The 12682-nt window shown below is 69.6% G+C and carries 9 protein-coding genes; 8 read left to right on the top strand and 1 reads right to left on the bottom strand.

Annotation, left to right across the window (positions count from 1 at the left end; all coding sequences use genetic code 11):
* Positions 1-98 precede the first annotated feature (98 nt).
* From ABE434_RS13810 to tkt, 8 genes are all read left to right on the top strand, one after another.
* The gene (locus ABE434_RS13810; protein ID WP_176988339.1) at positions 99-1121 is read left to right on the top strand and encodes a MoxR family ATPase; all 1023 of its coding nucleotides are present in this window, start codon (positions 99-101) and stop codon (positions 1119-1121) included.
* 5 nt (positions 1122-1126) lie between these two features.
* Positions 1127-2050: a DUF58 domain-containing protein gene (locus ABE434_RS13805; RefSeq protein WP_176988340.1), complete on the top strand. Its 924-nt coding sequence runs from the start codon at positions 1127-1129 to the stop codon at positions 2048-2050.
* A complete protein-coding gene (locus ABE434_RS13800) occupies positions 2047-2508 on the top strand; it encodes a DUF4381 family protein (protein ID WP_346479238.1) in 462 nt (153 codons plus the stop codon). Before ABE434_RS13805 ends, ABE434_RS13800 begins: the two co-directional genes overlap by 4 nt.
* A 56-nt stretch (positions 2509-2564) precedes the next feature.
* Positions 2565-3512 (top strand): VWA domain-containing protein, encoded by a 948-nt coding sequence (locus ABE434_RS13795; RefSeq protein ID WP_346479268.1) that lies wholly within the window; start codon positions 2565-2567, stop codon positions 3510-3512.
* Positions 3509-5260 (top strand): VWA domain-containing protein, encoded by a 1752-nt coding sequence (locus tag ABE434_RS13790; RefSeq protein WP_346479267.1) that lies wholly within the window; start codon positions 3509-3511, stop codon positions 5258-5260. Before ABE434_RS13795 ends, ABE434_RS13790 begins: the two co-directional genes overlap by 4 nt.
* Positions 5257-6960, top strand: a complete 1704-nt coding sequence (locus ABE434_RS13785; RefSeq protein ID WP_346479237.1) for a BatD family protein — start codon at positions 5257-5259, stop codon at positions 6958-6960. The genes ABE434_RS13790 and ABE434_RS13785 overlap by 4 nt, the downstream gene beginning before the upstream one ends.
* Positions 6961-7027: 67 nt before the next feature.
* Positions 7028-8377 carry a dicarboxylate/amino acid:cation symporter gene (locus ABE434_RS13780; protein ID WP_346479236.1) on the top strand — a complete coding sequence of 450 codons (1350 nt, stop codon included), beginning with the start codon at positions 7028-7030 and terminating at the stop codon, positions 8375-8377.
* A 151-nt stretch (positions 8378-8528) separates the two neighbouring features.
* A complete protein-coding gene (tkt, locus tag ABE434_RS13775; protein WP_346479235.1) occupies positions 8529-10538 on the top strand; it encodes a transketolase in 2010 nt (669 codons plus the stop codon).
* 127 nt (positions 10539-10665) lie between these two features.
* On the opposite strand, the gene ABE434_RS13770 is transcribed toward tkt, so the two are convergent.
* Positions 10666-12618, bottom strand: a complete 1953-nt coding sequence (locus ABE434_RS13770) for an acetyl-CoA hydrolase/transferase C-terminal domain-containing protein (RefSeq protein ID WP_346479234.1) — start codon at positions 12616-12618, stop codon at positions 10666-10668.
* Positions 12619-12682 lie beyond the last annotated feature (64 nt).

Raw genomic sequence — 12682 nt, 5'->3', positions numbered from 1 at the left:
GCCCTTTCTGCGTTCAGCCAATCTTGATGTCGTAACCGCCACTGTCCTGCCATCATGGTGATGGAACCTCTGCCCACCGTGGAGGTCACATGGATGCCATGAATCTGCCGCCCCCCATGCCCGATACCCCGACGCCCGCTCCGGTGGAGCACGACCGCCTGCACGATGCCTTCCGCGCGCTGCGCGACGGCCTGTCATCCGAGATCGTCGGCCAGAGTGCGCTCGTCGAGCGCCTGCTGACCGCGCTGCTGGCCGATGGCCACCTGCTGGTCGAGGGCGCCCCCGGCCTGGCCAAGACCACTGCGATCCGCGCGCTGGCCGCCCGGCTGGATGCGGATTTCTCGCGCGTGCAGTTCACCCCGGACCTGCTGCCGGCCGACCTGACCGGCACCGAGATCTGGCGCCCGCAGGAAGGGCGGTTCGAATTCGTGCCCGGCCCGATCTTCCATCCGATCCTGCTCGCCGACGAAATCAATCGTGCGCCGGCCAAGGTGCAGTCGGCCCTGCTCGAAGCGATGGGCGAGCGCCAGGTGACGGTTGGCCGCCATACCTATCCGCTGCCCTCGCTGTTCCTGGTGATGGCCACGCAGAATCCGATCGAGCAGGAAGGCACCTTCCCGCTGCCCGAAGCGCAGCTGGACCGTTTCCTGATGCATGTGCGGATCGGCTACCCCGATTCGGAAGCCGAAACCGAAATCCTGCGACTGGCCCGCGAGCGCGCCCGTGAAGCGCTGTCGACCCCGGCCGCCGCGCCGGCGCGCATGCCGCTGAGCGATGTGTTCGCCGCCCGCAAGGCGGTGCTTTCGCTGCATGTCGCACCGGCGCTGGAACGCTACCTCATCGAAATCGTGCTGGCCTCGCGCGATGCCGCGCGCTACGACCCGGCGCTGGCGCGGCGCATTGCCTGGGGCGCCAGCCCGCGTGGCTCGATCGCGCTGGAGCGCTGTGCGCGGGCGCGCGCCTGGCTGGCCGGGCGCGACTTCGTCACCCCGGAGGATGTGCGCAACGTCGCGCCGGATGTGCTGCGCCATCGCGTGCTGCCCAGCTATGAAGCCACCGCCGAAGGCTGGGATGGCGAACGTCTGGTCGCCGAGCTGCTGGCCCGCGTGCCGGCGCCCTGAGCGCGATGGACACCCCCGCGCAGAGCGCCACGCCGCTGGAGGGCGATGGCCTGCGGCCGAGTCTGGCCGAGCTGGTGGCGTTGCGCCGCAGTGCGCACCGCGCGCCGCCGGCGCGGCGTGGCCGGCTGGGTCATGCCGGCAGTGCGCCGTCGCCGGCACGCGGACGCGGCATGGAGTACGCCGAGTCCCGGGATTACGTGCCCGGCGATGACGCGCGGCATATCGACTGGCGTGTGACGGCCCGCACCGGGCGCGCGCATACCAAGCTGTTCCAGGCCGAACGCGAGCGGCTGACGCTGCTGGTCGCCGATACCGACCCGGTGCTGTATTTCGGTACCCGGGTCCGTTTCAAATCCGTACAGGCCGCGCGCGTCGGTGCGGTGGCAGCGTGGCTGGCGCAGCGCCAGGGTGACCGCCTTGCCGCCGTGCGCGGCAGCACCCAGGAACCGCCGATCGCACCGGCCGGTGGCACCCGCGGCGTGTTGCGCGTGCTCGATGCGCTGACCCGCTGGTACGCCGAACCGCCCGCCGAGGATGCCGGGCTGGACCGCGCGCTGGAGCAGGCCGCACGGCTGCTGCGCCCCGGTGCGCGCGTAGTGGTGCTGGCCGACCCGGCGCGTGCCGCCACGATCGGTAGTGCGCGCTGGGCCGCGCTGGCCATGCATCACGAAGTGGTGGTGATGCTGCTGGTCGATCCCCTAGAACTGGCGCCCCCGGCCGACGCGCTGCCGTTTCTCTCGCAGGGCCGTCGCGTGCTGCTCGATCTTGGCAGCACTGCGGTGCGCGAGCATTGGCGCGAGCGGTTCGTGGCGCCGCTGGAGACGCTGCAGAACAGCCTGGCCGCGCGCCGCATCCAGGTGCATGTGGTGGCCACCGACGACGCCAGCGACAGCTGGTTGAGTCCGCTGCCGACCGCGGTGGTGGCATGAGCGCCGCCGCCTCGCTGCCGCTGCGCGATGTGCAGTTGCCGCCCTCACCGCCGTGGTGGCCGCCGGCGCCCGGCTGGTGGCTGGTGTTTGCGGCCCTTGCGCTGGTGGTGGCCGCGATCTGGGCCTGGCAGTGGCGTCGGCGGCGTACGCGCCAGCGCTGGCTGGCGTTGTTCGATGCTGAGGTGGCCCAGGCCGGCTCGCCGGTCGCCGAGATCGCGGCGATCGCCGACCTGCTGCGCCGCGCGGCGCGCCAGCATCAGCCCGGCGCCGAACGGCTGCAGGGCAGTGAATGGCTGGCCTTTCTGGATGAGAAGAACAGCCGGGCTTTCTCCGACGGCGATGGCGCGCTGCTGCTCGACGGCAGCTACCGCCCAAGTGCCGACGCCGAAGCGGTGCAGCGTCTGCGCGTCCTTGCACGCCGCCGTTATCTGTCGCTGCTCACGGAGCGGCGGCGATGATCGCGATCACCCTGCCGACGTGGTTGAGCTGGCTCGACAGCCTGGCCTGGGCGTGGATGCTGCTGGCGCTGCCCTTGCCGATCCTGATGCGCTGGTGGCCGTCACGGCCCGGCGCGGGCGCCGCACTGCGCGTGCCCTACGCGGCCGATCAACTGCAGTCGCTGGGCGCTGCCGCGGGCGGTGCGGGCCCACGCCTGGGCCGCGCGCTGCTGTGGCTGGCGTGGGCCTGCCTGTGCGTGGCGGCTGCGCGACCGCAGCAGCTCGGTGACGCGGTGACACCGCCGCAGCAGGGCCGCCAGATGATGCTCGCGGTGGACGTCTCGGGCAGCATGAGCGAGGCGGACATGATGCTCGGCAACCAGGTGGTCGAGCGGCTGACCGCGGCCAAGGCCGTGCTTGCCGACTTCCTGGATCGCCGCGTCGGTGATCGCGTCGGCCTGCTGATCTTCGGCGAGCGCGCCTACACGTTGACCCCGTTGACCGCCGACCTCACCAGCGTGCGCGATCAGCTGCGCGACAGCGTGGTCGGCCTGGCCGGGCGCGAGACCGCGATCGGCGACGCGATCGCGCTGGCGGTCAAGCGCCTGCGCGAACAACCCGAAGGCCAGCGCGTGCTGATCCTGCTGACCGACGGCGTCAGCAACGCCGGCGTGCTCGAACCGCTGCGTGCGGCCGAACTGGCCGAGGCCGAAGGGGTCCGCGTCTACACCGTGGCCTTCGGCGGCGACGGCGGCATCAGCCTGTTCGGCGTGCAGATCGCGCCCGGCGAAGATCCGGTCGACGAAGCCACGTTGAACAGGATCGCCGAGCTCACCGGCGGCCGCTCTTTCCGGGCGCGCAATACCGATGAGCTGGCCGGCATCTACGCCGAGCTGGAACGTCTGGAGCCGGTAAAATCGGCCGGCCCGGCGGTGCGGCCGCGGATCGAGCGTTACGCCCTGCCGCTGGCGTTGGCACTGGTGCTGGCCGGCCTGGCGTGGCTGTTGCCGAGGCGCTGGACATGACCGCGAGCTGGAACGTCCTGCATTTCATCCGCCCCGATGCGTTGTGGGCGCTGCTCGTGCTGCCGCTGCTGGCGGCGATCTGGTGGTTGCGCCGGCGTCGCGCCAATGTCTGGCGCCAGACCGTGGATGCGCATCTGCTGCGCCATCTGCTGGTGGGCCGCGACCGCCGCGCCTGGGGGGGGCTGCTCCTGCTGTTGCTGGGCACGGCCATCGCGATCGTGGCGCTGGCCGGTCCCTCATGGCGGCAGGTCGCACAGCCGTTGTGGCAGACGCCGTCGCCGCTGGTGGTCGCACTGGACCTGTCCTCGCGGGTGACCGCGACCGATCTGCCGCCGTCGCGCCTGCTGCAGGCACGCGCGAAGCTCGCCACGCTGCTGCGCGAACGCCAGGGCGGGGAAGTCGCCCTGCTGGTGTACGCCGACGATGCCTATACCGTGGCGCCGTTGACCGACGACATGGCCAATGTCGCGCTGTACCTGGATGCGCTGGCACCCGGTGTGATGCCCCGTGATGGCCAGCGCGCCGACCGCGCGCTGGAAACTGCGGTCAAGTTGCTGCAGCAGTCCGGCGCACGCGGCGGCGACATCCTGTTGCTCACCGACCGCGCCGATGCCGATGCCGAACAGGCGGCAGCCGCGGCACGCGCGCAGGGCTTCGTGGTCTCCGTGCTCGGGCTGGGTACGCCGCAGGGCGCGGCCTATCGCAACGGCGAGGGTCAGATCGTGCCGGCGCGCCTGGAGGAGGGCTCGCTGCGCAGCGTCGCCAGCCGCGGTGGCGGTCGCTATGCGCGCGTGGCCAGCGATGACAAGGACCTGGCCGCGCTCGACGTGTTGACCCCGCGCGTCAGTGCCGATGACAGCCGGGAAGGGCAGGGCCGCACCTGGCGCGATGAAGGCTTCTGGCTGCTGCCGCCGCTGATGCTGTTGGCGCTGTTCGCGTTCCGCCGCCGCGGCGCGCTGGCGGTGCTGGTGATGGTCGCGGCGCTGCCGATGGCGATGCCGATGCCGGCGCACGCCGCCGAAGGCACGTGGTGGCAACGCGCCGACCAGCTCGACCAGCAACGCCTGTCCACCGGGGTGGATGCGTACCGCAAAGGCGATTTCAAGGCCGCGCAGCAGCAGTTCGAGGGCATCGATACCGATGCCGGCTGGTACAACCTCGGCAACGCGCTGGCGCGCCAGGGACAGTACGATGCCGCCATCGAGGCCTACGACCGCGCGCTGAAGAAGCATCCGGGCATGGCCGATGCGGTCGCCAATCGCGCGGCAGTCGACGCCGCCCGCAAGCGCAGGCCGCCGCAGAACAACGACCAGAACAACGATCAGAAGGACGGAAAGAAGCCGCCCTCCGACAAGCCCGATCCCGGCAAGAACCCGGGGCAGGGCCAGAACGGTGACGCTGCGCCGCCGCAGGACAAGGGTGAACAGGGCCAGTCGCCGCCGCCCACCTCCGGTGAGCCGAAGGACGGCCAATCCAAGAGCGGGACGTCGCCGCCGCAGGCCGCCGACAGCCAGGCGCAGGCCGAGGCCGACGCGGCCCAGCGCGAACGCATGCAGCAGGCGATGCAGCGCCAGGGGCAGGACGACGGCAACGACAAGGCGCAGGGCCAGGTCAGCGGCACGCCGCAGCAGCGCGAGCAGCAGCAGGCGGTCGAAGCCTGGATGCGCCGCGTGCCGGATGACCCGGGCAGTCTGCTGCGGGCCAAGTTCCAGCTGGAAAACGAACGCAGGAAACGGGAAGGGCGATGACACATTCCACGATACAGCGCTGGTTGCGCGCCGGGCTTGCCCTGCTGCTGTGCGCGAGCATGGCCGCGCACGCGCAGACCCGCGCCTGGCTCGATCGCGAGCAGATCACCGACGGCGACACGGTCACCCTCAACATCGAATCCGATGCCGGCGGCGGTGCACCGGACTACGCGCCGCTGCGGGCCGATTTCGACCTCAGCAGCCAGACCAGCAGCCGCCAGATGCAGTGGAGCAATGGCGCGACGACCTCGCGCGCCCTGTATGCCGTCGCACTCACCCCGAAGCGCGTCGGCACCCTGCAGATTCCCGCGCTGCAGGTCGGCAGCAGCCGTACCCAGCCGCTGACCCTGCAGGTCGGCGCCAGCACCGCGTCCGCGCCGGCGGCGGCCACGGGCAATGCCGCCGTGTTCCTGGAAACCGAGGTCGACGATTCCTCGCCGTATGTGCAGCAGAGCGTCGGCGTGGTGGTGCGCCTGTTCTACGCCGCACAGCTGCTCAGTGGTGAACTGGTGCTCGATACGCCTGCCGGTGCATCGCTGCAGCGCGTCGGCGAAGACCGCACCGAGGTGCGCGAGGTCAACGGCCGCCGCTACAACGTGGTGGAGCGGCGCTTCCTGCTGATCCCCGAGCGCAGCGGTCCGCTGGCGCTGCCGGCGGCGCAGTTCAACGGGCGCAGCGCGGGCGGTTTCTTCAACGACATGTTCGGCGGCGATGGCCGCCTGCGCGCGGCCTCCGCCCCGCGCACCCTGCAGGTCCAGGCGCAACCGGCCTCGGCACCGCAACCGTGGCTGCCGCTGCATGGGCTGCGCCTGCGCTATACCGCTGCGCCCACCACCGGCCGGGCCGGCGAGGCAGCCACCGTGGTGGTGGAGGCCGTGGCCGAGGGCGCGACCAAGGCGCAGTTCCCGGAACTGCCGGTGCCCGACGTGGGCCCGGGCGCCCAGGTCTTCGCCGAGCCGCCGCAGTTCGATGAAACCTTCAACGGCAGCACGCCGCAGCTCACGCTGACCCGTCGCTTCGCGATCGTGCCGCGCCAGGCCGGGGCGCTGACCGTCCCGGGCCTGCGCATGGCGTGGTGGGACGTGGCGGCCGGCCAGGCGCGCATGGCCAGCCTGCCGGACCTGCAGCTGGCGATCACCGCCGGGGTGGCCGGCAGCGCCGCGCCGACCCTGCCGGTGGACACCACCTCGGCGCTGCCGGGCGAACCGGCGGCCGCCTCCCCGGACCTGCAGCTGGCACCGACGCAGGCCGCAGCGCGCCCGTGGGGCTGGATCGCGCTGTCGGCCGGCCTTGCGGTGCTGTGGCTGCTGACCCTCGTCTGGGGCTGGCGCCGACGCGCTCGACCGGTGGTCGTGCGGGGCGGCGAGGGCACTGTGTCCTCTGCCCCATCAGCGGGCACGTACACCCGCGCCGACCTGCGCCGGGCCATGGAAGCCGGTGGGTTCGACGAGATCATTGTCGTGCTGGCCGGGATGGGCGGCGTGCAGACCCTGGAGCAGGTGCTGGAGCGCCTCGACGACGCTCAGCAGCGCGACACGCTGATCCGGATGCAGCAGGTCCGCTGGGGCGGGCAGGGCGGCGATGTCGGCGAGGCGCGGCAGTCGCTGCGGCGGGCCTTCCATGACGGACCGCACTGGCGGGTGTCTGCGGCCGCCAAGGACAATGGGCTGGCGCCGTTGTACCCGCCTGCGCATTCATAAAAAGGCGTGTCGGTCAGGGCGGCCGGCTTTGCTAAGCTGATTTCATTTTTTCGAGGAACGCCGCTCCATGACTGAGGCCGCAACGACCCGGCAGAAACTGCCTTTGCACTGGAAAATGGGCATCGGCTTCATCATCGGCCTGGTCCTCGGGCTGACCGTCCATGCCCTCGGTGGCAGCGTCGACGGCCTGCATACCGGTGCCAAGTGGGTGATGGATTACATCACCACCCCGGCCTCGGGCCTGTTCCTCAATCTGATCTTCATGCTGATCGTGCCGCTGATCTTCTCGGCGCTGATCATGGGCGTGTCGGAGATGGGCGACATCCGCGCCCTCGGCCGCATCGGCTGGAAGACGCTGGCCTACACGATCCTGCTCTCCGGCATCGCCGTGGGCATCGGCCTGGTGCTGGTCAACGTGCTCAAGCCGGGCGTGGGCGTGGACCCGGTCGTGGCCGCGCAGATGCTCACCGAGAATGCCGAGCGCAGCAAGGAAATCGTCGCCGGCATCCATGGCGTGCCAAAGGGCATGGACATGCTGCTGTCGATCGTGCCGAGCAACGTGGTCGAGGCGGCCTCCAGCAACGGCGCGATCCTCTCGCTGATGTTCTTCGCGTTGATGTTCGGCATCGGCATGGTGCTGACCGATGAGGCGAAGGTCGCCCCGCTGCGTCGCGCCATCGAAGGCATCTTCGAAATCTCGATGACCCTGATCAACCTGGTCATCCGGCTGGCCCCGTACGCGGTGGCCTGCTTCATGTTCAACCTGGCCGCCCTGTTCGGCTTCGAGCTGATCATCCGCCTGGGCGCCTACGTGGGCGTGGTGGTGCTGGCGCTCGGGCTGCACATGGTTGTGACCTACGGCGTCGCCGTGTGGCTGTCCGGCCGTTCGCCGCTGGCGTTCTTCCGCGATACCCAGGAGGCCACCGTGATGGCCTTCTCGACCGCCTCCAGCAACGCCACCCTGCCGACCGCGCTGCGCGTGGCCGACCAGATGGGCCTGCCGCAGAAGGTCTCGCGCTTCGTGCTGACCGTGGGTGCCACCGCCAACCAGAACGGCACCGCGCTGTTCGAGGGCGTGACGGTGATCTTCCTGGCCCAGTTCTTCGGGGTGGACCTGAGCATCGGCCAGCAGATCATGGTGATGGCGGTCTGCATCCTGGGCGGCATCGGCACCGCCGGCGTGCCCTCGGGCTCGCTGCCGGTGGTGGCGATGATCTGCGCCATGGTCGGCGTGAACCCGCTGGGCATCGGCCTGATCCTGGGCGTCAACCACTTCCTGGACATGTGCCGTACCGCGCTGAACGTGACCGGCGATCTGGCCCTGACCACCCTGGTGGCCAAGGGCGAGGTGGACGAGGGCCCGGTCGTGGCCGCAGTGGCCCCGGCCCCGGCACCCGCTCCGGCCCCGCGCGACTGAGCCTGCGCAGGCCTGCGGGTTCCCGACGCCCCGCCTTGTGCGGGGCGTTGTCGTTAAGGGCCTGGCCTGTCTCCGGCCTGACCCCGCCGATCACCTGTGGGACAATGGGCTGCCCGCAGCTCCGCGGGAGCCTCCCGACTCCGACAGAACCATGACGCAGCCTACCCGCCGCCAGTTGGCCAATGCCATCCGCTTCCTCGCCGCTGATGCGGTCGAAACCGCCAAGTCCGGTCATCCCGGCATGCCGATGGGCATGGCCGACATCGCCGAAGTGCTCTGGAACGACTACCTCCGCCACAACCCGAAGAATCCCAAGTGGTTCAACCGCGACCGCTTCGTGCTGTCCAACGGCCACGGCTCGATGCTGCAGTACGCGCTGCTGCACCTGAGCGGCTACGACCTGCCGATCGAGCAGCTCAAGCAGTTCCGCCAGCTGGGCAGCAAGACCGCCGGCCATCCGGAACACCATGAAACCCCCGGCGTGGAGACGACCACCGGTCCGCTGGGTCAGGGTCTGGCCAATGCCGTGGGCTTCGCCCTGGCCGAGAAGCTGCTGGCACAGCGCTACAACCGCCCGGAACACGAGATCGTCGACCACCGCACCTGGGTGTTCCTGGGCGATGGCTGCCTGATGGAAGGCATCTCGCATGAAGCCGCCTCGCTGGCCGGCACCTGGGGCCTGTCCAAGCTGGTCTGCTTCTGGGACGACAACCACATCTCCATCGACGGCAACACCGATGGCTGGTTCACCGACAACACCCCCGAGCGTTTCGAGGCCTATGGCTGGAACGTGGTGCGCGGCGTCGATGGCCACGATCCGGAGAGCATCAAGTCCGCCATCGACAGCGCGCTGTCGCAGTTCGACAAGCCGACCCTGATCTGCTGCCGCACCACGATTGGTTTCGGCTCGCCGAACAAGGCCGGCAAGGAATCCAGCCACGGCGCCCCGCTGGGCAAGGACGAGCTGGACGCGACCCGCAAGCAGCTGGGCTGGCCGTACGGCCCGTTCGAGATTCCGGAAGAGATCTACGCCGGCTGGCGTGCCGGCGGTACCGGCACCCTGCGCCAAGCCGAATGGGAGCAGCAGTTCGACAAGTACGCCGCGCAGTACCCGGCCGAAGCCGATGAGCTGATCCGTCGTTCGCACGGCGAGCTGCCGGCCGACTTCGTTGCCAAGGCCGATGCCTACATCGCCCAGGTCCAGGCCGACGGCCAGACCATCGCCTCGCGCAAGGCCTCGCAGCTGGCGATCGAAGCGTTCGCGCCGCTGCTGCCGGAACTGGTGGGCGGTTCGGCCGATCTGGCGCACTCCAACCTGACCCTGTGGAAGGCCAGCAAGTCGGTCGCCACCGATGACCCGAACGCCAATTACGTCTATTACGGCGTGCGCGAGTTCGGCATGACCGCGATCGCCAACGGCCTGGCCCTGCATGGCGGCTTCATTCCGTTCGATGCCACCTTCCTGGTGTTCAGCGATTACGCCCGCAACGGCGTGCGCATGAGCGCGCTGATCCCGGCCCACGCGATCCACGTGTACACCCACGATTCGATCGGCCTCGGCGAAGACGGCCCGACCCACCAGCCGGTGGAGCACCTGGCCTCGCTGCGCTACATCCCGAACAACGATGTGTGGCGTCCGTGCGATGCGGTCGAATCGGCAGTCAGCTGGAAGTCGGCGCTCACCCGCAAGGACGGTCCGAGCTGCCTGGTGTTCAGCCGCCAGAACCTGCCGCACCAGCCGCGCAGCACCGAGCAGGTCGCCCAGATCGCGCGCGGTGGCTACGTGCTGGCCGACGCCGAAGGCGGCGTGCCGGACGTGATCCTGATCGGCACCGGTTCGGAAGTGGGCCTGGCCGTGACCGCCAAGGCGGAACTGGATGCCGCCGGCATCAAGACCCGCGTGGTGTCGATGCCGTCGACCGATGTCTTCGAGCGCCAGGACGCGGCCTACCGCGAGTCCGTGCTGCCCAACGCCGTGCGCAACCGCGTGGCCGTGGAAGCCGGCGTCACCGGTTTCTGGCGCCAGTACGTGGGCCTGGACGGTGCGGTGGTGGGTATCGACACCTTCGGTGCCTCGGCGCCTGCGGAGGCGCTGTACAAGCACTTCGGCATCACCGCCGAGCACGTCGTGGCCGCGGCCAAGGCGCAGCTGGCGAACTGATCGCGGCGCCGGGCTCTGCCCGGCTGTTGCAACGCGAAAGGCCGGGGATATTCCCCGGCCTTTTCGTTTGTTGACGGGCAAAAACCACGATCCTTGATCGAGGGTAGATCCACGGCGTGGATCCACATCACCCGGCTGCGGTGCGCGCCAGTCCCAACCGCACCAGCCGCGCCTCGATGCGTTCGCCGAACGTCGTCGGCGCCTCGAGCCCCATCCGCTGCAGATAGGCCTGATCACCATCGCCGGCAGGTTGGGCCACCGCGGCCAGCACCGTGCGCAGCTTCGCCATCGGCGTCTGCGTGTTCTGCTTCAGCCAGCCCAGCGCCTTGACCAGGTGTTGCTCGACCTCGGTGAAATCGCTGCCCAGCGGATAGTCGGGCAGCAGCCCGGACTGGCGGAACGGCGCCAGCGACGCACTGACCGCCGCGGCCGTGTTGCGCTGCCCATCGGCGGACGGCGTGAAACCGGTCGCCAGTTTCTTCGAGGCCTTCGCCGTATCCAGCAACGCGGCCTGGAACTGTGCATCGGTGATCGCCGCCATGGCGATCACGCAGTCCTCGTCGGTCATGTTGCGCAGGTCGGCGATGCCGTACTCGTTGATGTAGAGATCGCGCAGGTGCCGCGGGATCGTGGTGTGTCCATAGTTCCAGCGCACGTTGGACTGCAGCGTGCCCTTGTCCTCGCGGGTGGCGCGGAAGATCAACGCACTGCGCGCGCCGGGCAGGGCATGTGCCATCGCCACGAAGTTGTACTGGCCGCCCACGCCGGAGACCACGCGGCCGTCTTCCAGTGCATCGGAGACGGCCGCGCCGAGCGCGGTGGCCATCATGCAGGAGTTGAAGAAACGCGCATCGCGGCGCTGCATCCGCTCCAGCGTTTCATCGCCGCCGTAGAGCTGGTTGATCTCGCTGATCCGGCGCATGCCGATCGCGCTGCGCTCATCATCGGGCAGGTCGCGCAGCCACTGGTAGAACTCCGGCGAGCCCAGGTAGAACGCGCCGTGCAGGTACTCGCCCTCGGCCTCGAGCGTGGCGTAATCGGTGGTCCATGCGGTGCCGTTCTCGATCCGCTGCAGCAGCGCCAGATCGTCGTGCACCTTGCGCCGGATCACGCCGGTCTGGACCAGTCGGCGGAAGCCCTCGTTGAGCATTTCGCTGCAGCCGTACAGGCCGATCTCGAACGGCTCCAGGCCACCGCATTCCAGCACGGTCGGGTGGCTGGCCAGGCCGGGATCCAGCGCCTGCAGGATCTGCCGGTAGCGGGCGTTGTCGGTATGCCGCAGTACCAGTGCATGGCTGAGCGCATCGGCCAGCGTACCGATGCCGATCTGCAGCGTGCCGCCATCGCGCACCAGCGTGCTGGCGTACAGGCCGATCGCGTAGTCGGCATCGCTGACCGGCTGGCGCGGCAGGCCGAACAGCGCCGGATACGGCCCCGGTGGCGTGATCACCAGATCGAAGAACGACACGTCGACCGTGGCCGAGCCCGCCAGGTAGGGCAGTTGCGGATCGATCTCGGCGATCATCAACGGGCGGGGCAACCCGCGCGCAACCATCGCATCCAGCGTGTCCTGGGTGATGTCGTTGTTGCATGACAGCGACAGGCGCCGATCATTCGCGCGCATCGCCACTTTCTGCACGATCGCGTGCGGCGCGCGCTGTGCCACCGCATCGGCGGCGTGCGTGTAGTTCAGGCTGGTGTAGCTGCGCTGTGCCTGCGATGAGCCGAGCAGCGCGCCCGACTGCATGTAGAACTCTTCCACCTGCACATGCGCCGGCAGCTGGTCGCGCACCATCGCATCGGCGTAGGCCAGCCGCGGGAAATCCTCCCCGAAGTGACGCTCGGCGAACGGTTTCATGAAGCGTGCTTCCAGCCCCGCACCGCCGCGCGGCGGATTCAGCGACAGCGCGGTGTACAACTGCAGCGGCCGCGAGGCATCGTTTTCAACACGCGCATACAGCGCGTTGAGCAGCCGGTGCGGCTTGCCCAAGGCGAGCGGCGCGCCAATGCGCAGAGGGCCATCGACCCGCTGCAGCAGCCAGTCGACGGCGGCGTCCAGGTCGGTCAGGTGTTCGGTCATGCGGCGCTATCCTGCGAAATCATGCGGGTCATTACAGCATTTCCGGTTTGAACAGATGGCCACG

It is taken from the genome of Stenotrophomonas sp. TWI1183 (assembly GCF_039673115.1).
Lineage (GTDB): Bacteria > Pseudomonadota > Gammaproteobacteria > Xanthomonadales > Xanthomonadaceae > Stenotrophomonas > Stenotrophomonas maltophilia_AA.
The sequence above is the reverse complement of the archived record's forward strand: the minus strand, read 5'-3'. Positions and strand labels throughout refer to the sequence as shown.

What these genes read in the sequence shown, in the direction of transcription:
- ABE434_RS13795 (WP_346479268.1), top strand. Translation starts at nt 2,565, where the DNA reads ATGCTGCTGGCGCTGCCCTTGCCGATCCTGATGCGCTGGTGGCCGTCA.
- tkt (WP_346479235.1), top strand. Translation starts at nt 8,529, where the DNA reads ATGACGCAGCCTACCCGCCGCCAGTTGGCCAATGCCATCCGCTTCCTC.
- ABE434_RS13770 (WP_346479234.1), bottom strand. Translation starts at nt 12,618, where the DNA reads ATGACCGAACACCTGACCGACCTGGACGCCGCCGTCGACTGGCTGCTG.
- ABE434_RS13800 (WP_346479238.1), top strand. Translation starts at nt 2,047, where the DNA reads ATGAGCGCCGCCGCCTCGCTGCCGCTGCGCGATGTGCAGTTGCCGCCC.
- ABE434_RS13790 (WP_346479267.1), top strand. Translation starts at nt 3,509, where the DNA reads ATGACCGCGAGCTGGAACGTCCTGCATTTCATCCGCCCCGATGCGTTG.
- ABE434_RS13805 (WP_176988340.1), top strand. Translation starts at nt 1,127, where the DNA reads ATGGACACCCCCGCGCAGAGCGCCACGCCGCTGGAGGGCGATGGCCTG.
- ABE434_RS13780 (WP_346479236.1), top strand. Translation starts at nt 7,028, where the DNA reads ATGACTGAGGCCGCAACGACCCGGCAGAAACTGCCTTTGCACTGGAAA.
- ABE434_RS13810 (WP_176988339.1), top strand. Translation starts at nt 99, where the DNA reads ATGAATCTGCCGCCCCCCATGCCCGATACCCCGACGCCCGCTCCGGTG.
- ABE434_RS13785 (WP_346479237.1), top strand. Translation starts at nt 5,257, where the DNA reads ATGACACATTCCACGATACAGCGCTGGTTGCGCGCCGGGCTTGCCCTG.